This is a genomic window from Bradyrhizobium sp. USDA 4341 (assembly GCF_054063755.1).
Map to the genome: position 1 here is coordinate 6514979 of NZ_JBSSGO010000002.1, position 19463 is coordinate 6534441.

A 19463-nucleotide genomic window follows, 5' to 3' on the forward strand; every position below is an offset into this window, starting at 1 on the left:
GTCACAGGCCGCCGCCATACGCCCGCCGCGATTGATCGGATCGCAACAGACGCCCGACAATGGCCGAATTCCCGATCGCTCGTTCCCGACCGCGCGGACGCGGACTACTTGGCTGCATTCTGGCTCGCGCTGACAAAGTAGAAATCCTCGCTTCCCGGGACCGAACCGTAGCTGAAGGGCTGCTGGCGCCGATCCGTGGCCGCCATGACGTCGTCGCGCACGAGGTCGAACAGCTTGCGGATCTCGATCCGCGGGGTCTGCATGCGCTTGATCAGGGCGGTCACGAACGGGCTGTGGCCGCCGTCGCCGTCGAGCGCGACCTGGCCGTGCTTGGCGGCGTAGACCACGAGCGTGCCGCTGTCGGGTTCGACCTGGGCCAACCCCCTGCCGATCGAGCGTGACGCGACGGTGCGCTTGATCTGGTTGGCGAACGGATTGTCGCGGCAGGCATCGAGAATGACGAGATGCAGCTTGCGCGCCCCTTCGGTGGCGCCCATCACCTGGGTCAGGGCGACGGCCTCGAACGACACGTCGCGGTCGGTTGCGAGTTTGGCGTCGACCGGCACCAGATAGTTCTCGCCCGCCATCTCCATGCCGTGCCCGGCATAGTAGATCACGGCCCAGTCGGCGCCGTCAGCCGCGTTGGCGAATGATTTGAGGGCTTCGACCAGGCTGTCCCGCGTGGCGTCGGTGACGAGGCGGACGTCCTGAAAGCCCACCGCGCGCAGCGTGTCGGCAATCGCCGCGGCGTCCTGGCCGGGGTTCGGCAGCACCGGGACGGAGCGATATTTCGAATTGCCCACGACGAGAGCGATGCGCCGTTCGGTTGTCGTTGCCGTCTGGCCCGCGCCGATCGGCGGGATCGGAACGGCCGCGGCGAGCGCGGGGGCAGGATTGGCCGGGCCGGGTTTGGCCGCGCCGTGATCCGCGACGACGCTCTTCTCCGTGGTGGCGACCTGATCCAGCCGTTGCAGGCCGTCCCTGGCGACGCGCTGGCCCTGGGTGCGGTCGAGTTGATCGAGGCCGATGACGTCGAGCGCATGCCGGAAGTCGGCGCGCGCAGCGTCGATATCGCCCTTCTTCTCGTCGGCGAGACCTCGCCGTGCGTAATTCAGCGCGCCCTGTGCATTCAGTTGCGTGGCGTGGTCGTAGTCGCGCATCGCCTGGTCGAGCTCGCCCTTGCTGGCGAGCGTCAGGCCGCGCAGCGAGTAGAACTCGGCTTGCCCATCCTGGGTCGCGATCGCGTGGTCGATATCCCGCGCGGCATTGTCGAGATCGCCGGCGCTGATCTCGACGACGGCCCGGCAATAATAGGGGCCGGCTGCGCGCGGCGCGAGCTTGATCGCATCCTGGCAATGCAGCGCCGCGAGCCGGTCCTTGCCGCGGAAATCATAGACCAGCGCGCGATTGACATAGGCGTACCACGAGTTGGGATCGAGCTCGATGGACTTGCCGTAATCGGCCAACGCGCGATCATAGTCCCCGGTGGCAACGAACAGCTCGGCGCGATTGTTGAACCAGCCGGCGCTGAACGGACCGGCAGGCTTGAGCCGGATCGCCTGATCGAAGTCGCTCAGCGCGCGGTCATAGGCCTGGTTCTGCAGATAGACCTTCGCACGCTGGCCGTAGGAAGGCGCAAACGACGGATTGATCGCGATCGACTGGTCGTAGTCCGCCTTGGCTTTCTCCAGATCGCCCTTGTTATGCCAGGCCAGCGCCCGGTTGTAATAGGTGATCGCGAGGTCGCGTCCCCTCGGATTGGCCGCGATCAGGCGGGTGCAGGCGGGGATCGCGAGTTCCGGGTGCGGATCCTTGGCGTCGCACGCCGCACCATCCTCTCTCAGCCCGGCATAAGATGGGGTGTTGAGCAGCAACAGCAGGCCGAGTGCGGCGAGCTTCAGCAATGAGGGGCGCATTCCAGTCATTCCATTCCGGCGACCGAAAATTGAGACCACAATATTGTTCGCGCCGTGGCAAAATTCCGCGAACCGGTTCCTCAATGCGCGAGATCGACGCCAATAGCGCGGCCGCACTCAGGCCTGGTCGAGCCCGTCCGCCGCACGTGCATCGCGATGCAGCGGGCCGGAATCATGCAGCATCGTCGCGAGCTGGTGCAGTTGGGTGTCGCGAAAGCCCTGCTTCTCGATCGCGGCAACCGTCGAGAGCACATAATCGCGGTTGTTGCCGGAACGGCCGTGGCCCTGCTGCACCAGGCGCAGTTGCTCGGAGAGCGACAGCCGTCCGGCATATTGCACATGGCCGCGATCGACCACATAGGCCAGCGCACTGACGCGATCGCGCGCCGCATTCTCCAGCCACACCGAGCGCATCACCTCGCGATAGACGTTGGTGGTCTGCTCGCGCGCCCGCAAATAGGCGATGGTGTCGTAGCGCAGCCGGGCGGCGACGCGGAAGGCGATGCCGCGGCAGGCGCCACCGCGGTCGAGCCCGAGCACCAGGCCCGGCTTCTCCGGCGTGCCGCGGTGGTCGAACGAATAGACGCAGAGCGCGCGATGCTCGCCGATCAGCCGCGCCGGCACCTGCTCCAGGAACTCGAAGCCCGGTTTCCACATCAGCGAGCCGTAGCCGAACACCCAGAGGTCGCCGTCGGTTTCGGAATGGGGAGGATTTGCTGACATCCCGCAGATGGGCTAGCAGAACACGCCGTCGAAGCGAAGCAGATTCCGTGATGTTTCCAAGGGTTACGTAAGGGTTACGCAAAGGTTGCGCGAGGATTGCGCAAGCGGTGCGCAAGAGGTGCGTAAGGGTTGCCCGCGGCTTGCTGCCGCTTCGATTTTGACAAATTCGCCCGCCAAAGGACGCCGCATGTCCGATTTGAACTCAGCCCCCCGCCGTCGCTCGCGCTTCGGCCTCTATGCCGTCCCTGTCGCAGTCCTGATCGCCGCCGTGCTATGGAGCGGCTTCTGGTTCTTTGCCGCCTCGCAGGTCGGCGTGCAGGCCGATGCCTGGCGCGCGCAGGAGGCGAAGGCCGGCCGGGTCTATGATTGCGACAAGCGCTCGGTGGCGGGTTACCCGTTCCGGCTCGAAATCCGCTGCGAGCAGCCCAGCGTGATGCTGGTGTCGCAGACCGCCTCGCCGCAAATGTCGTTCGTGGCACGGCTGGTCGAGATCCTGGTCGTGGCGCAGATCTATGATCCCAAGCTCGTGATCGCAGAGTTCAAGGGCCCGGCCACGATCGCCGAGCGCAATGCGCAGCCGACATTGTCGGTGAACTGGAGCCTCGGACGCTCGAGCGTGGTCGGCCTGCCGGCGGTGCCGCAGCGCGCCTCGCTGGTGTTCGACAATCTCGCCATCGACCGCACCGGCGGTCCTGCGCCGACACCGCTGATGCGCGTCAATCACATCGAGCTGCACGGCAGGCAGGTCGACGGCTCGGCACCGGACAGCCCCGCGATCGAGACCGTGCTCCAGATCGCCGGCGGCACCCTGCAGGACGTGCATCCGCTGCTCACCCAGCCGTTCAACGCCGACATCCATGCGCGGCTGAACGGCCTGAAGGATTTCTCGCCGAAGCCGTGGCCGGATCGTTTCCGCGAGATCCAGGCGGCCGGCGGCAGCGTCGAGATCCAGCAGTCGCGGATCGAGCAGGGCGACGTCCTTTCGGTCGCGGCCGGCACGCTCCGCCTCAACGCCCAAGGCCGCATCGAGGGCGAACTGCAGATGACGGTCGCCGGCCTCGAGCGCGTCATCCCCGCGCTCGGCATCGACAAGATGCTCGAGGAGGGCGTGCCGCAGTCCACGCTCGATCGCGTCGCACCGGGCGTGAAGAGCCAGGACCTCAGCAATCTGTTCGGCGCGCTGGACCGCGCCATCCCCGGCCTCGGCAAGGTGATCAAGCAGAACGCCAATGCCGGCATCTCCGCCGGCATCAATTCGCTCGGCATCGAGGCGACGCTCGAAGGCAAGAAGGCGCGCAGCTTCCCGCTGCGCTTCGCCGACGGCGCGGTGTTTTTGGGACCGCTGAAAGTCGCGCAGATTCCGCCGCTGTTCTGAGCGGCGTTCTGTCGAGGGCTCGTAGCTCGTAGGGCGGGTTAGGCGAAGCCGTAACTCGCCGCGCCAACTCACCAAGATGGCGGATTACGCTACGCTAATCCGCCCTACGCATTGCACAGACTCCTTAACCCCCGCGCGCGATATCGTCCGTCGCGGCAAAACATTCCCGCTGGCGCGATGAGAAAAACGTGACCGGAATATTGCGGGCCGCCGCGAATATCATTCCCCGAATACCGCTCTCTCTCGCCTGAGGAAACAACCTCGTGTGGAGGAAGCGATGCGAATTCTCGGGGGGATTCTGCTCGGCAGCGTGCTGTTGTCGGCAGGTCCAGCGTTGGCGGACGACGATGCGTCGGAGCTGAAGGCGTTGAAGGCACGCCTCAAGCAGCTCGAACAGAAAATGGAAGTGCAGGCGCGTAAGGAGGAGGCGCTGGCGGCAAGACAGAGCGCGATGCAGAACACGCACATGGCGGCCAAGGCGCCGGTGCCGTTCGATCCCTGCGCGTCGGGCAAGCTCTGCTACAAGGGCGTCACCTTCACCTTCGGCGGCTGGGTCGATCTCACCGGCATCTATCGGACCCGCAATCTCGCCTCCGACACCGGCTCGGTCTACGCCTTCATTCCGTTCCCGCAGAGCAAGAACTTCAACACCGGCGAATCGCGCTTCTCGGCGCGGCAGACCCGCTTCTCGGTGCTTGCGGAAGCCGAAATATTCGCCAACACCCGCGTCGCCGGCTACGGCGAAATGGATTTCGAAGGCGCGGCGCAGACCGCGAACTCGGTCGCCACCAACTCGTTCAACCCGCGGCTGCGGCAGGCCAGCGTCGAGGTCAGCCGCACCGATCTCGGCCTGCACGTGCTTGCCGGTCAGAGCTGGTCGCTGAATGCGCCGAGCAAGTCCGGCATCGATCCGCGCGGGGTCGATGCTCCCGGCGTGATCGATTTCGAATCGGTGCCCGGCTTCCTCGCGGCGCGGCAGCCCGGCATTCGCGTCTGGCAGGACATCGGGCCCGAATTCAAGCTCGCGGTCTCGGCGGAAAATCCGCAGACGTCGTTCTTCGGCGGCAACACGCCGCTGGTCGGCACGCCGGCGGTTGGGCCACAGGGCGTGCTCAACCCGAACCTCCTGGTCAACCTCACCGGGCCGGGCGGCAGCTTCTTCAACAACGCCAACAATGTCAGCCTCAATCACGTGCCTGATTTCACCGTGAAGGGTGCGTGGGATCCGCGGCTTGGGCCCTATAAGCTGCATGTCGAGGGCTGGGCGATGTATCGCGATTTCTACGATCGCTTCAATTTCGCCAATCACGACGTCAACACGGTGAGCTTCGGCGGGCACTTCTCGGCGGAGATCGTGCCGAAGCTCCTGGAGCTGCAAGGCTCCGCGTCTCACGGTGCGCTTGGCCGCTTCACCGCCGCGCCGTTCCCGGATGCGACGGTGCGGCAGGACGGCTCGATCCAGCCGCTGCCGATCACCGCGTTCCTGCTCGGCACGGTCTGGCACACGACGCCGTCGCTCGATCTCTATGCCTATGCCGGCCTCGAGAAGACCAAGGCGACGTTCTCCAATGTCGGCACGGTGCCGTTCGGCTACGGCAACCCGCTCTACAACAATCTCGGCTGCAACATCGAGAACTCGCCGGCGGCGACCTGCAACGGCAACACCTCGGAGGTCAGGCAGTACACCGCCGGCTTCTACGACACGATCTTCAAGGGCGATTACGGAGCGATCAAGGCCGGCGTGCAGTATTCCTATAACCAGCGCTTCGCCTTCCAAGGTGTCGGCGGCGCGCCGAAGACCGACGACCACATCATCATGACCCAGATCCGCTACTACCCGTTCTAGGACGTGATGTGACTTTACTCCCGGTCGAGCCGCGGACGCCGTTCCACCTCGCCCCGCGTGCGGGGAGAGGTCGGATTGCATCGGAGATGCAATCCGGGTGAGGGGGAGCCTCCGCAAGCGCAGCTATCACCGTATGTGCGGTGACGGCCCCTCACCCCAACCCTCTCCCCGTAAGAACGGGGAGAGGGGGCGGAGCGTAGCGCCGTCGCTATTCGACCTAATCTGATCACGTTCTGGAGCGCTTCGGGCCATCGAGCTGGAAAGGAACATGCAGATGAGGATCGTGAGCAGAAAGGAGAGGGCCGTGATCGCCCGCGAACTGATGATGGTCAGCCGCGCCGCGCATGTGTTGCAGCGAACCGGTCTGGCGATGGCCGGTGCCATGGCCGGCACCTTCGTCGCCGCCCAGCTCGCGAAGGGGCACATCGCTTTCTTCGGTACGCTTGCCTTCATCGTGACGACGATCGTGATCGGTGCCGTCGGCTTCTATCTCGGCATCGATATTCCAAGGCCGGCCTTGCGCGCCACGGGGCGCATCGATGCCGTCGAGCTGATGAGCGCCGGCGGCATCTTCCTCGCCGCGCTGGCTGCGCTGGTGTCGGTCTATGGCATCGTGTTCGACGAGATTCCGCCGCGTGCCTGGGAGTTCGTGATCGGCTCGTGGTGGTTCGGCGGCGACGTCATGCTGGCAACCGCCGGCCTCGTCGGCCGCCAGCGGCTGACCCAGAAGGTTGCGCCGATATCGGCGGCGGGGCCGATCCGGGATCAACGGTTGCGACGGTGAGGTTCGGCGCGGTGGTAGTTTAATCGTCATGCCCGGGCTTGTCCCGGGCATCCACGTCCTGGGTTTCCAACGTGAAGAAAGACGTGGATGGCCGGGCATAGGCGAGCGGAAGCGACGCGGTTCTTGAACGGCTAAGCCCGGCCATGACGGCCAGGAATCGAAAGCGCTCTAGCCACCCCAGCCGAAGCGGTAGTTGAAGCCCACCTTGACGGTATGCTCGTCGTCCCTGAACCGGACGCCGACGATCGTGGCGGGGCCGCCGGCGAAGGTGGTGTTGCCGAAGTTGTAGTACTGATATTCGGCCTTCGCGGACCAGTTCCGCCCGAACAAATATTCGAGACCGCCGCCGAGGGTGAAGCCGCTCCGGTGACTGCCATTGGTCGCAACGACCACCGGAATTCCGCCGGAGCCGGCGCCGATATTGAGGTTGTCGCGGACGGCGTAACCGCCCTTGGCGTAGAGGAGCGCGGGGCCCCAGGCGTAGCCGAGCCGGCCGGTGATCGAGCCAAGCTGATTGCTTGTTACCAGGGTGCCTGCCGGAAGGGTCGAGCCTTTGCCACCGTTGCCGGTGAGCCCGCTAAACTGAACCTCGGCACCGATCACCCAGTTCGATGCGAACTGGTAGTCGAAGCCACCTTGCAAGCCGCCCAGGAATCGGACCTTGTCCCCGCCCAGGCTGTTGTTGCCCGCGAAGGCACCACCGACGTGGCCGCCGATATAGAAGCCGGTCCAGTTATAGACCGCCTCCGGCGCCGTATGGGCCGGCGCCTTCGGATAGGTTCGCGCCGGAAGATCGGCCGCGAACGCGGGAGCCGCGCAGGCGATACCAGCGACCGCACCGAGCAGAAGCTTTTTCATGAGATTGGTTTCCCGTTGTTGTGGTTGTGTGGCGAGGTCCGGAGGACCGTCGTTCATGCGCGCGTGTCTTGTGGCGACTTGCGCATTGAAGGGTCTTCCTGCCCCGCTTCTGACCTATGACCTTGGGGCCGGCTCAAGCGGTTTATCGCCTGCCGCGCCGAAAAAGGCCTTGAGCCGGACCTAAGGTCACACCGTAAGGTACGGGCGAAAGGGCCTCCGTCGATGAACGAGCCGAGAGACAAAGCCGACAAGGACGTTTTGCTGACCGCGGCAGAGTGCGCCGCTCGCATCGGTCTCACGGTACGCGGACTTCGGCTCTATGAGAGCCGCGGCCTGATTTCGCCGCGCCGCACGGCGAAGAGTTGGCGGCTCTATGGGGCTGCGGAGATCAGCCGGCTGCACGAGATCCTCGCGCTAAAGCGAATGGGGCTCAGCCTGGCGCAAATCGCCAAGCTTCTCGAAGGCCGCGAGATCGATCTCGACCGAATCCTGGCCATGCAACAATCGTCGATCCTTCAACTGCGCAACCGCGCCGATGAGGGCCTTGCGCTGGTGAATGTGGCGCGTTTGAAGCTTTCCGCCGGTGGATCGCTCTCGATCGCCGACCTCATTACGCTGGCCAAAGAGACCAACATGGCCGAAGTATCGTTCGATGCCGTCGCGCAACGGCGCTACGAACAGGCCCGGCCCCGCGCTGCGATTCAAATCGATCCCGGCGTGATGGAGCGCTACGTCGGTCATTTTCGGTTTCAGACCGGCGGGCAGGTGGTGACGATCACACGCGATGGCGGTCATCTGTTCGCGAAGCCGCTCGGACAGTTCGCCTCGGAAATATATCCCGAAAGCGAGCACAAGTTTTTTCTCAAGACCACGGCGGCGCAGATTACCTTCGCCGTCGAGCCGGATGGAATCGCGAACGCCCTGACGCTTCATCAAGGCGGGTTGACGCACAACGCGACCCGGATCGACGACCAGCAGGCCCAAGATGCGGTGACCGCGCTGGCAAAGAAGATAGATAACAAGACGCCGTCGCCGGGAACCGAGGAGGCGATCCGCCGCCTGATCATTCAGCACCAGCAAGGTGCCGTCGACTACGCCGGCATGAGCGACCTCATGGCGGCAGTGGCCCGCGAGCAGGCTCCGGCGATCATCGCCGCGCTGGATCTGGCGGGGGGCATGCAAACGATTCGCTTCAAGGGCGTCGGGCGAGACGGTTGGGATGTCTATGACGTCAACTTCGCCAATGTCGACATGGAATGGCGGATCATTCTGGCATCTGACGGAAAGATCGATGGCGTGTTGCTTCGGTCGCTACCTTGACCAGACGCGATGAAGCGGCGCTGCCGATCGGCACACGGCTTTCCCTGCGCCCTCTGATCTCAGAGCGGCGAAACGAAGAGCAAAGCTCGGGCAAATCGTGTCGCGAGAATGCGAAATTATAACCGCAAACAGCGCGACACACTCAGTGTCGTCCCTGCGAAAGCAGGGACCCATAACCACGAATGCCAGTTGTCATAGCGATACTGGGTTGACGAGTCCCTTCAGCAATATCCGCCGCGGAGTATGGGTCCCTGCTTCGCAGGGACGACGGAGAGTGTGTGGACCGAGCCCCGGCTACTTCTTCAAATTCGCATGCGGCCGGCCGAAATCGGGCGCAGCCGAATCCTGGCCGATCTCGACGATGCCGCGGCGGATGGCGCGGGTGCGGGTGAAGTGGTCGAACAGCGCTTCGCCGTCGCCGCGCCGGATCGCGCGGGTCAGCTTCGACAGATCCTCGGTGAAGGTGCCGAGCATCTCGAGCACGGCGTCCTTGTTGGCAAGGAACACGTCGCGCCACATCGTCGGGTCGGAGGCTGCGATGCGGGTGAAGTCGCGGAAGCCGCCGGCGGAGAATTTGATGACCTCGGATTCCGTCACCTGCGCCAGCTCGTCGGCGGTGCCGACGATGGTGTAGGCGATCAGATGCGGCAGATGGCTGGTGATCGCGAGCACGAGGTCATGATGATCCGGCGTCATGATCTCGACCTTGGCGCCGAGCGCGGCCCAGAACGCGCGCAGCCGGTCGGTCGCCGCAGGATCGGTGCCTTCGGGCGGCGTCAGGATGCACCAGCGGTTGATGAAGAGCTCAGCGAAGCCGGAATCCGGTCCCGAATGCTCGGTGCCGGCCACCGGATGCGCCGGCACGAAGTGCACGCCGTCGGGCAGATGCGGCGCCATGTCCTTGACGACGGCGCCCTTCACCGAGCCGACGTCGGAGATGATCGCGCCGGGCTTGAGATGGCCGGCGATCTCGGCCGCGACCGGACCGCAGGCGCCGACGGGAATACAGAGGATGACGAGATCGGCGTCCTTCACCGCCTCGATATTGGTCTCGACGACGCGATCGACGATGCCAAGCTCGGCGACGCGGGCGCGCGTCTTCTCCGAGCGCGCGGTGGTCACGATCTCGCCGACGAGGCCCTGCGCGCGCGCGCCGCGCGCGATCGAGCCGCCGATCAGGCCGAAGCCGATCAGTGCGATGCGGTTGAAGAGCGGAGCCGTGGTCACGTCGGTGTTCACTTTCCAGCCAGGAAGTCGCGCAGGCCCTCGACCACGAGGCGGTTGGCTTCCTCGGTGCCAATGGTCATGCGCAGCGCATGCGGCAGCTTGTAATTGTTGAGCGCGCGCAGCACGAGGCCGCGCCGCGTGAGATAGGCGTCGGCCTCCGCCGCGGCCTTGCCCTTGTCGGCCGGGAAGTGGATCAGCACGAAGTTGGCGACGCTCGGCGTCACCTTGAGCCCGAGCTTGCGGATCTCCTCGGTCAGCCAGTTGCGCCACTGTTCGGTGTGCGTCCGCGACATCTGCACATGGGCAGAGTCCTCGATCGCCGCCACCGCCGCCAGCATCGCCGGCGTCGTGACGTTGAACGGCCCGCGGATGCGGTTACAGGCATCGACGATATGCGCCGGGCCGAACATCCAGCCGACCCGCAGCGCGGCAAGGCCGTGGATCTTCGAGAAGGTGTGCGTCACCACCGTGTTGTCCGTGGTCGCGACCAGCTCGATGCCGAGCTCGTAGTCGTTGCGCGAGACGTAGTCGGCATAGGCGGCGTCGAGCACCAGCAGCACATGCGACGGGAGTTCGGCGCGCAGCCGCTTGACCTCGTCGAACGGGATATAGGTGCCGGTCGGATTGTTCGGGTTGGCGAGCCAGACCAGTTTCGTGCGCGGCGTCACCACCTTGAGGATGGCGTCGACGTCGGCGGTGAAATTGGTCTCGGCCGCGATCACGTTCCTGGCGCCGTTCGCCATGGTGGCGATCGGGTAGACCAGGAAGCCATGGGTGGTCGAGATCGCCTCGTCGCCGGGTGCGAGATAGGTGTGCGCCAAGAGGTTGAGGATCTCGTCGGAGCCGGCGCCGCAGATGATGCGATCGGGATCGAGCCCATAGGCGCGGCCGATCGCCTCGCGCAGCACGCGCGAGGTGCTCTCCGGATAGTCCTCGAGATGGTCAGCCGCGGCCTTGTAGGCCGCGATCGCCTTGGGAGACGGGCCGAACGGCGTCTCGTTGGCGGACAGCTTGAACACTTTGCGGCCCGGTTCCGGCACCGGGCTCTTGCCGGGCGTGTAGGGCGCAATATCGAGGATGCCGGGATTCGGCACGGGGCGGGACATCATCAACTCCGATGGGCGGATGGGCCGGCGCTTAGCCTAGCTCCTGGCCGATCCGTTAGAGGGCACCGTATAGCGCGTTGCGTGGCTGCCGACGAGGGCCGAAGAGCGCACCGAGGCGCCGGCCTCGATCAAGGCGAGCCTGATCTTCTCGAAACCCTTGTTAGTCAGGTCTTGCCCGGTGACCGACACCAGCAGGGCCGCGCCGTCGAAGGCGGTGTCGGGGACCGCGACGATCTCGGCGAGCGGGGCCAGCGCGCGGGCGACATCGGCGTTCCAGCCGGAGACGCGCACGCTCCAGGTCTGCACCTCGGTCACCATGGCGTCGTCGGCGACCCGCGAGATCACGAACACCGGCAGCGCGGCGGGATGGTCGGCGCGTTCGAGGAACGGCAGCCGTGCGATGATCTTCGGCGCGCCATCGGCTTCGAGCGCATTCCACCACGGCGTGCGGCTCGCGATCGCGGAGACCAGCGCGAGGTCGCCCTTCGACTTCGCCGCCGCCTCGACCGCGGCCTGGGCGCTGAAATGCGACACGTAAGGCACCACGAAGCCGAAGTGAAACCGCGCCGAGTCGCGCATGGCGGACTCGCCCACGGAAACATCGGCGTGCACCGCGAACGGCGCCTGCACGTAAGTGAAGGTCGAGATGATGACGCGCCAGATGCTCTCGATGGTGTCGAGCGGCAGGATACCGCGATGGCGCCGCACCAGTTCGCGCATCATGCTGGCCTCGCGCGCCGGGCGGAACGCCGAGCCGACCTCCTGGGTCTTCTTGACCTGGATCAGGCGGTCGATGATGTCGCCGCGCGCCATCAGCAGGCGGTGAACCTGCTCGTCGATCGCATCGATCTCCTTGCGCAGCTCCTGCAGCGAGGGCGGCGACGGGGGTGGGTTGGACATGCTCTCAAACCTTGTCGTCCGGGCGGCCCGATGCCGTGCCAGACAGGGTCCCTGATTAGGAAAGACGGCCAGCGAAAGCAAAGAGAAACGTCGCAGGCGTGCCTTGCGCATTCGGTTAACCATCGGCGGCCGGCAAGGGGAGGTTCGCTGGCCGCCTTGACGACGGGGGGCCTGAGGACTAGGTTCGCTCCACTCCGTGGTCATTTGAGCCGGCCGGCTTGCAGCCACGTTAAACAACTCGCTAAACAGGCCGGGGGACAGATCAGCTCCCGGCCGAACCTTGTTCAGGCCGGGTTTTTTATGGCCTGATTTCTGTTCGAGCCCTCCCGCGCGAGGGCAGGGTCGCCTAGATGAGCAACGTGCGTCCGATACCGAGCCCGCCGATGTCCAGCGATGATCGCGCCCATGAGGCCGATCACCCGTCGTCATTGGTGGCGAAGTTCGGCATGGATCAGCCGCTGAAGCTGGATTGCGGCGTCGATCTCGCGCCGTTCCAGATCGCCTATCAGACCTATGGCCAGCTCAATGCTGACAGGTCCAACGCGATCCTGATCTGCCACGCGCTGACCGGCGATCAGCACGTCAACAACACCCATCCCGTCACCGGCAAGCCCGGCTGGTGGGACACCATGGTCGGCGCCGGCAAGCCGATCGATCCCGAACAATACTTCATCATCTGCTCCAACGTGATCGGCGGCTGCATGGGCTCGACCGGGCCCGCGTCGCTGAACCCTGCGACCGGCAAGGTGTGGGGGCTCGATTTCCCGATCATCACGATCCCCGACATGGTGCGCGCGCAGGCGATGCTGATCGATCGCCTCGGCATTGCGACGCTGTTCTGCGTCGTCGGCGGCTCGATGGGCGGCATGCAGGTGCTGCAATGGACCGCTGCCTATCCGGAGCGCGTGTTCTCGACGCTCGCGATCGCCTGCTCGACGCGGCACTCGGCGCAGAATATCGCGTTCCACGAGCTCGGCCGTCAGGCGGTGATGGCCGATCCGGACTGGCGCGGCGGCCGCTATGTCGACGAGGACACCCATCCGCATCGCGGACTGGCGGTGGCGCGGATGGCGGCGCACATCACCTATCTCTCGGACGCCGCGCTGCACCGCAAGTTCGGACGGCGGATGCAGGATCGCGAGCTGCCGACCTTCTCATTCGATGCGGATTTCCAGGTCGAGAGCTATCTGCGCTACCAGGGCTCGTCCTTTGTCGAGCGCTTCGACGCCAACAGCTATCTGTATCTCACGCGCGCGATGGACTATTTCGACATCGCCGCCGATCACAATGGCGCATTGGCGAATGCGTTCGCCGGCATCAAGACGCGGTTCTGCGTGGTGTCGTTCACCAGCGACTGGCTGTTTCCGACCTCGGAATCGCGCGCGCTGGTGCATGCGCTGAATGCGTCGAGCGCACGGGTGTCGTTCGCCGAGATCGAGACCGATCGCGGCCATGACGCGTTCCTGCTCGACGTGCCGGAATTCCTCGAGATCTCCCGCGCCTTCCTGCAGGCCGCGGGCAAGGCGCGCGGACTGAAGGATGACGGCCAATCATGAGCATGCAGCAGACATTGCCCTTGCCGGGCGTCGCGCCGGAGCGGACCGGCGGCTATCGCACCGATCACCTGCTGGTCGCCGACATGGTGCGGCCGGGCTCGCGCGTGCTCGACGTCGGCTGCGGCGACGGCGAATTGCTGCAGCTGCTGGAGAGCCGCGGCATCGACGGCCGCGGCATCGAGTTGTCGCGCGAGGGCGTCAATGGCTGCGTCGCCAAGGGCCTCGCGGTGGTGCAGGGCGACGCCGACACCGACCTCGTCAACTATCCCGATGACGCCTTCGATTACGTGATCCTGTCGCAGACCCTGCAGGCGACGCGGCAGCCCAAGGTGGTGCTGGAGAATTTGCTGCGGATCGGCCAGCGCGCCATCGTCTCGTTCCCGAATTTCGGGTTCTGGAAGATGCGGCTGCAGCTGCTGGTCGGCGGTCACATGCCGCGCACCGAGAATCTGCCGGCGAGCTGGTACGACACGTCGAACATCCATTTCTGCACCATCAAGGATTTCGTGCAGCTCTGCGAGGAGATCAACGTCAAGATGGAGCGCGCGGTGGCGCTCGATCTCTACGGCCGCCCGGTGCCGCTCAACCTGCCCTGGTGGGTGTGGAACATGTTCGGCGAGCAGGGCGTGTTCCTGCTCAGCCGGGGTGGGAAGGGGAAGTAGTAGCTGCGCAGTAATGTACGCTCGTCATTCCGGGGCGATGCGCAACATCGAGCCCGGAATCCATTTAGTCCACGAAGCCTGCGGCCCAATGGATTCCGGTTCTCGCTTCGCGAGCCCCGGAATGACGGGTCACACCGGCGCCGCCACCAGCGACCGCGGATCGCGCACCGGCCAGCGCCCGGCCTCGACCAGTGCGATGAAGCGCTCGACCATCTCGTTGAACAGCGCGGGCTCCTCGAGGTTGAGCACGTGGCCGGACTTCGGGAAGAACGAGAGGCCGGCGGCCGGCAGATGCTGCTTCAGGAACATGCTGGGCGCGATGCAATTGTCGTCCTCGTCGCCGCACAGGATCAGCGCCGGCGTCGCCGCGCGCCTGATGGCGTCGGTCATGGTGTAGATCGAGGGCCTGCCGCCCTGGAAGCTGCGCATCGTGTTGGCCGAGCCCTTGGCGTCGTGGCGGGCGAGCGCGGCGTAGAAATCGGCGTGACCGCGCGGGTCCTTGACCAGGAACGGAATCCGGCTCGGCGCCTCGCGCGTTACCTTGGCGACCTCGACCGAGCCGATCGCCTCGTACTGCTCGGCATTGGCGCGGCACTGCGCGCGGAAGGCATCGAGATGCTCGAGGCTGGAGCCCGAGCCGACAGCGGCCAGTGTCATCGACAGCGCGCGCTCCGGCGCGTTGAGCGCGACCTGCAGCGAGGAATAGGAGCCCATCGAGAGCCCGATGAAGTGGGCCTTCGCGATGCCGAGGTGGTCGAGCACCGCGAGCGCGTCGGTGTAGAAGTGCGTGTAGGTGTAGACGTCGGCGCTCGGCGGCACGTCCGACGGCGTGTAGCCGCGCGCGGAATAGGCGATGCAGCGGTGTCCGCGCGCGAAGTAGCGCATCTGCGGTTCCCAGTTGGTGTGATCAGCTGCGAACTCGTGCAGGAAGATGATCGGGGTGCCACTGCCTGCCTCCTCGAAATGGAGGCGGACATTATCTTTCGTGATGGCATGGGGCATTGAAATTCTCCTCTCGTTGGCCGCCCACAGATTTGCAATTAATTTCCGCGGCTGCAATGCGGCAGTTCTGGCTAATTTCGTCATGGAATTTGCGCGGAATGACCCAGAAATCGTTTCCGCAACGCCGCATGAAATCTTCCTCGCGCCACATCCCGAATTTCAAAACCACCGCCGCATTCCCTTGGGAACGCGACGGGGAATCGGGGGGCGTTTCAGAGGATCTCGTGAAGTATGGTTCAGTTGCTTGCGTATCGCCGGTCGCTTCGAGTTTTGGCGCTGGCTCTGTGTTCGCTCACGTTCGCCGTGATCTCCGTCGCTCCGGCGTCCGCCCGTCCGCACCATTCGCGTCACGCGCATTCGGCCCATGCCGGCCATCACGCGCGGCATTCCGCCCATCATCACTACCGGCACACAGCGCGGCTGTCGCGCGCCGAGCGTCGCGCCCAGATGCAGGCGGGCGGCTTCGGCGAGGCCAATGCGGCCGTGATGCCCGGCGCTGAGGCCGCGTCCAACACCGATGTGAACGCGGCAGGTGGCTTCGGCTCATCCGGCATCGTCGACACGGCGCGCCGCTATCTCGGTGGCAATCCGACCGGCCGCTCCAGCCTGTGGTGCGCGCGCTTCATGAACATGGTGCTGCAGCAGACCGGCCATCGCGGCACCGGCTCCGACATGGCGAGCTCGTTCGCCAAATACGGCACGCGCGTTTCGGGGCCGCAGGTCGGCGCCATTGCCGTGATGGGCCGCCGCGGCGGCGGTCATGTCGGCATCATCACCGGCGTCGATGCCAAGGGCAATCCGATCATGATCTCGGGCAACAGCGGCCATCGCGTCCGCGAGACGCCGGTCTCGCGCGGCCGGATCTACGCCTATGTGATGCCGACGAATTGATCAGGGACTGGCCACCTCTCCCCTGAGAATGGGGGAGGTGGTCATACGCGGTGCGAGATCAACCGATACTGCCCGGCTGGCCTCACTTCTCGTGCTCCTTTGCCTCGATCGTGTCGACGTTGGTCGTCTCGAGGTTGCTCAGGGGGACTTCGACCGCAGCGGGTTGATACCAGGCGAATTGCGAGAAGTAGTTCGCGAGCACCTGGTCCTTGAAAAACCGACCATGCCGCGCGAAAATCTCGTTCCGCGCGATGCGCAGCTCGATCGCCGACATGTCCTTGAGGTCGGCGTCGGCTAGAAATCGTCGATCGGAATCAGGAAAGAGAAAGCCGTCATGCGCCTTGGCGCGCTGCGTGACGGAGGCCGGAACGGCGGGCGGCGTCGTGCGTCCGACGGTGGTCTGATCGTCCTGTCCGCCTGACTTCACCACGGTATGTTCGAACGCGGGCCCGACGGTCCAGACGGCCAGCGCCAATGCCGCGGCGGCGAGGCCTGCGCCGTACTTCCAGTAGCGCTTGATCGGCGAAACTTCACGCAGCGGCGATCGCCCGGCCTCACTCAGGACCTCGTTGATCGTATCGATCAGGCGGGTCATGTGCACGCGAAAATCCTGACCCGAGTCGACCCGGGCGGCGTTGCAGAAGTGCAGGAAGCGAAGTGATTCCGGCAGCTCGGCGGCCTCCGGCATGGTTGCGCCGTTCACCAGCAGCGGCAGCAGCGTCTTGTTGTGCTTCAGCGCCGTTTCGATCTCGAAGCGCACGGAATCTGCGGGATCCTCCAGACGCGCAGGTTTCCCATCGTCGGTCTTGCCGATCCAATGCGGACCGATCACCGCGATGACGATGTCGCAGGCGACGATGGCCTTGGCGATCCGGTCGACGAAGTTGGCGCCGGTGCGAATGCTGTTGACGTCGAAGAAGACGGATTTCTCACCGTACTTCTCGATCAGATGGTCGGCGATGCGGCCCGCTGTGTCCTGATCGACCCGCCGGTACGAAACCATGATCATGCTCATGGCAACCCCGTGCAATCAATTTCGACAAATTTGCTGTAATTCAAAATTTCGAGTGAAGTCTATTGCACGCAACCGAACATTGCAATGCGATGCACGTTTATGCCGTCTTCAAGGAATACGGAACCTGGCGTGACCTAGTGCGGTTCCGCGGCAATCGTATCGCCGACAGCAGCGCCGCCGTCGCTGATGATCTCGGCGTAGATGCCGCATTCATTGTTGCCGAAGCGCTGCATCAGCGTGTTCGGGACGGAGAGGTCGCGCGCGCCGGTATCGGGATCGACATTGACCGCGGCGCAGCGGGTGATGCGCTTCACAACTTTTGCCCGTGCGCTGCCGATCGCAATGGTCTGGTCGAGCAGGCTGGCCTCATGCCAGGCCGGCCAGCCCTCGACATAGAGATTGGCGCGGAATCGCAGGGGATGGACCGGCGCCTGCACCATGTCCTCGATCGCCCGCAGGCTGGCCAGGTTGATGATCGAGATCACCTTGCGTGGCACGTCGGAAAAACTGTGCCCGGGGCTCACCAGCACCTTGGGCGGCCCCTTGATCTGGCCGGCATGACGGTCAGTGAAATAGCGCTCGATCGCCGCGCGCCCGGCTTCCGTCTCGAGATCGCCCTGGGCCACCATCGCGCCGTCCCGGCGCAAGGTCAGCACGTGGCTGTCATCGTCGAAATGGGCGCGCAGCGGCGCCAGCCACTCGTCCCGTTGCAGCATCAGGAAATGCGGCTTCGCCAGCCATTTCGGCGCCGCGGGATCGAAACCGCTCGGACCGTTCTCGATCGCGTAGCGGCGATCCGAGCGCAGCGTCTCGCCGACCTTGAGCTCGGCGCGGGGCAGGAGCTCAGGTGTCAAACCCTTGACGGGATAGCGGTAGATGCCGGTGATCCGGGCGGAGGAGGTGTGCGTGCTGTCCATGCTCCCGCTCTAGCGTGTTTGCCGCGCGAGGAAAACCGCCGCCGATGCGAAGGCAGCTAGTCGGGCCGCGCCGCGCCTGCGGCATCCAGCACGCGCTGCATGAAGACGAGATCGAGCCAGCGGCCGAACTTGCGTCCGACCTCCGGCATCCGCGCGACCTCCACAAAGCCGCCCTGCGCGTGCAGCCGCAGCGAGGCGGGATTGCCGCCGTCGATGCCGGCGATCATGACGTGCTTGCCGAGCGCCGTCGCGGCCGCCACGAGTTCGTCGACGATGACGCGGCCAAGGCCGCGGCCGCGATGATCGACATGGATATAGACGCTATGCTCGACGCTGTAGCGGTAACCCGGGAAGGCGCGGAAATCGCCGAACGTGCCGTAGCCGAGCACCACCGGCCCTTCGGCCGCGACCAGCACCGGGTAACCCAGTGCCAGCCGGGCCTTCATCCAGGTTAGCCGCTCGGCCTCCGAATCCTGCTTCTCGGTCCAGATCGCATTCGAGTTGGCGACCGCCTCGTTGAAGATTGCGGTGATCGCAGGAATGTCCTGCTCGGTGGCGGGGCGGATCATCATTGGTCGTTCCTCGACAGGCCTCTTGAACAACCCCGATCGTCCACTATATAAGACGACATGTCAATTATAGAAGACAATGCCGATGAGGCTCTCGGGCGGCGGGTTCGCGCCGAACGGGAAGGCCGCGGCTGGTCGCTGGCGGAACTCGCCGGGCGGGCCGGCGTGTCCAAGGCCATGCTGAGCAAGATCGAGCGGGCGGAGGCCAGCCCGACAGCGGCGACGCTGTCGCGGATTGCCACGGCCTATGGCCTGACCATGGCCGCGCTGTTCGAGGTTGCCTCACACAGTTCCCGCCTGCAGCGGGCCAAGGATCAGCCGGTGTGGCGCGACCCGAAGGCGGCCTATCTGCGGCGGCAGGTGTTCCTGCATCCGGCCAATCCGCTGGAACTGGTAGAGGTCGAGCTGCCTGCCGGGCAGGAAGCCGGCTTTCCGGCCAGCGCCTATCACCTGGTCCGTCAGGTGGTCTGGGTCATCAGCGGCCGCCTCACCTTGATGGAAGGGGCGGAGCGCCATGAGCTCGCCGCGGGTGACCGCGTCGAGCTCGGGCCGCCGTCGGACATCGTCTTCCGTAACGAAACTGCTCAGCCCTGCCGCTACCTTGTCGCCATCGTGCGGCGCTGAGCTTCATCGGGCGAAATCGCAGACCGTGGCTCTTCCGTTTCGGAACCAAGTGCCCACATCTGCGGCAAGCCTGAAAAATGATGGCGACGACCAGAGGCTGGTTGAGGAACGTCAACGCGGCCCGCGGAAACCCAATGAAGATGCCTTTGTCATGCCTGAATGGGTGACGATG

General features: G+C 65.1%; 18 protein-coding genes and 1 riboswitch. Of the genes, 8 read left to right on the forward strand and 10 right to left on the reverse strand.

Going from position 1 to position 19463, the window contains the following annotated elements; translation table 11 throughout:
* Positions 1 to 104: 104 nt before the first annotated feature.
* Together ACVIGB_RS36845 and ACVIGB_RS36850 are read right to left on the reverse strand one after the other, a co-directional pair.
* The gene (locus ACVIGB_RS36845) at positions 105 to 1916 is read right to left on the reverse strand and encodes a caspase family protein (RefSeq protein ID WP_456718993.1); all 1812 of its coding nucleotides are present in this window, start codon (positions 1914 to 1916) and stop codon (positions 105 to 107) included.
* Positions 1917 to 2033: 117 nt separating this feature from the next.
* A complete protein-coding gene (locus ACVIGB_RS36850) occupies positions 2034 to 2639 on the reverse strand; it encodes a gamma-glutamylcyclotransferase (RefSeq protein WP_456718992.1) in 606 nt (201 codons plus the stop codon).
* A gap of 187 nt (positions 2640 to 2826) precedes the next feature.
* Between ACVIGB_RS36850 and ACVIGB_RS36855 the strand changes: the two genes are divergently transcribed.
* The 3 genes from ACVIGB_RS36855 to ACVIGB_RS36865 all read left to right on the forward strand — a co-directional run bounded on the left by ACVIGB_RS36855 (position 2827) and on the right by ACVIGB_RS36865 (position 6644).
* Positions 2827 to 4014, forward strand: coding sequence for a DUF2125 domain-containing protein (locus ACVIGB_RS36855; RefSeq protein WP_456718991.1), 1188 nt, complete (start codon positions 2827 to 2829; stop codon positions 4012 to 4014).
* Positions 4015 to 4291: 277 nt separating this feature from the next.
* Positions 4292 to 5860, forward strand: coding sequence for a hypothetical protein (locus tag ACVIGB_RS36860; protein WP_456718990.1), 1569 nt, complete (start codon positions 4292 to 4294; stop codon positions 5858 to 5860).
* Positions 5861 to 6164: 304 nt separating this feature from the next.
* Positions 6165 to 6644: a hypothetical protein gene (locus ACVIGB_RS36865; protein WP_224924647.1), complete on the forward strand. Its 480-nt coding sequence runs from the start codon at positions 6165 to 6167 to the stop codon at positions 6642 to 6644.
* Between the two features lie 168 nt (positions 6645 to 6812).
* Here the strand turns inward: ACVIGB_RS36865 and ACVIGB_RS36870 are convergent, their stop codons facing one another.
* Positions 6813 to 7502 carry an outer membrane protein gene (locus tag ACVIGB_RS36870; RefSeq protein WP_456718989.1) on the reverse strand — a complete coding sequence of 230 codons (690 nt, stop codon included), beginning with the start codon at positions 7500 to 7502 and terminating at the stop codon, positions 6813 to 6815.
* A gap of 222 nt (positions 7503 to 7724) precedes the next feature.
* Here ACVIGB_RS36870 and ACVIGB_RS36875 point away from each other — a divergent pair, with 222 nt between their 5' ends.
* Positions 7725 to 8822 (forward strand): MerR family transcriptional regulator, encoded by a 1098-nt coding sequence (locus ACVIGB_RS36875; protein ID WP_456718988.1) that lies wholly within the window; start codon positions 7725 to 7727, stop codon positions 8820 to 8822.
* A gap of 294 nt (positions 8823 to 9116) precedes the next feature.
* Here ACVIGB_RS36875 and ACVIGB_RS36880 read toward each other — a convergent pair whose 3' ends face one another.
* From ACVIGB_RS36880 to ACVIGB_RS36890, 3 genes are read right to left on the reverse strand one after another with little or no spacing between them, the layout of a single operon-like run.
* Complete coding sequence (locus ACVIGB_RS36880; protein ID WP_176533776.1) at positions 9117 to 10049, reverse strand: prephenate/arogenate dehydrogenase family protein; 933 nt, start codon at positions 10047 to 10049, stop codon at positions 9117 to 9119.
* An 8-nt stretch (positions 10050 to 10057) separates the two neighbouring features.
* The gene (hisC, locus tag ACVIGB_RS36885) at positions 10058 to 11155 is read right to left on the reverse strand and encodes a histidinol-phosphate transaminase (RefSeq protein WP_456718987.1); all 1098 of its coding nucleotides are present in this window, start codon (positions 11153 to 11155) and stop codon (positions 10058 to 10060) included.
* A gap of 36 nt (positions 11156 to 11191) precedes the next feature.
* Positions 11192 to 12055: a chorismate mutase gene (locus ACVIGB_RS36890; protein WP_456718986.1), complete on the reverse strand. Its 864-nt coding sequence runs from the start codon at positions 12053 to 12055 to the stop codon at positions 11192 to 11194.
* 186 nt (positions 12056 to 12241) lie between these two features.
* Positions 12242 to 12321: riboswitch (SAM riboswitch) on the forward strand.
* Between the two features lie 84 nt (positions 12322 to 12405).
* Between ACVIGB_RS36890 and metX the strand changes: the two genes are divergently transcribed.
* Positions 12406 to 13611, forward strand: coding sequence for a homoserine O-acetyltransferase MetX (gene metX / locus ACVIGB_RS36895; protein WP_456718985.1), 1206 nt, complete (start codon positions 12406 to 12408; stop codon positions 13609 to 13611).
* The gene (metW, locus tag ACVIGB_RS36900; RefSeq protein WP_456718984.1) at positions 13608 to 14273 is read left to right on the forward strand and encodes a methionine biosynthesis protein MetW; all 666 of its coding nucleotides are present in this window, start codon (positions 13608 to 13610) and stop codon (positions 14271 to 14273) included. The genes metX and metW overlap by 4 nt, the downstream gene beginning before the upstream one ends.
* A gap of 129 nt (positions 14274 to 14402) precedes the next feature.
* Here the strand turns inward: metW and ACVIGB_RS36905 are convergent, their stop codons facing one another.
* A complete protein-coding gene (locus ACVIGB_RS36905) occupies positions 14403 to 15275 on the reverse strand; it encodes an alpha/beta fold hydrolase (protein ID WP_456718983.1) in 873 nt (290 codons plus the stop codon).
* Positions 15276 to 15506: 231 nt separating this feature from the next.
* Here ACVIGB_RS36905 and ACVIGB_RS36910 point away from each other — a divergent pair, with 231 nt between their 5' ends.
* Positions 15507 to 16166, forward strand: coding sequence for a TIGR02594 family protein (locus ACVIGB_RS36910; protein ID WP_456718982.1), 660 nt, complete (start codon positions 15507 to 15509; stop codon positions 16164 to 16166).
* 82 nt (positions 16167 to 16248) lie between these two features.
* Here ACVIGB_RS36910 and ACVIGB_RS36915 read toward each other — a convergent pair whose 3' ends face one another.
* From ACVIGB_RS36915 to ACVIGB_RS36925, 3 genes are all read right to left on the reverse strand, one after another.
* Entirely contained in the window at positions 16249 to 17181 is a 933-nt protein-coding gene (locus ACVIGB_RS36915) for a YARHG domain-containing protein (RefSeq protein ID WP_456718981.1), read from the reverse strand.
* Between the two features lie 134 nt (positions 17182 to 17315).
* Positions 17316 to 18098: an MOSC domain-containing protein gene (locus ACVIGB_RS36920; RefSeq protein WP_456718980.1), complete on the reverse strand. Its 783-nt coding sequence runs from the start codon at positions 18096 to 18098 to the stop codon at positions 17316 to 17318.
* A 56-nt stretch (positions 18099 to 18154) separates the two neighbouring features.
* Complete coding sequence (locus ACVIGB_RS36925) at positions 18155 to 18670, reverse strand: N-acetyltransferase family protein (protein ID WP_456718979.1); 516 nt, start codon at positions 18668 to 18670, stop codon at positions 18155 to 18157.
* 57 nt (positions 18671 to 18727) lie between these two features.
* On the opposite strand from ACVIGB_RS36925, the gene ACVIGB_RS36930 reads away from it, so the two are divergent.
* On the forward strand, positions 18728 to 19291 hold the full coding sequence (locus tag ACVIGB_RS36930; RefSeq protein ID WP_092123328.1) for a helix-turn-helix domain-containing protein: 564 nt from the start codon (positions 18728 to 18730) through the stop codon (positions 19289 to 19291).
* Positions 19292 to 19463 lie beyond the last annotated feature (172 nt).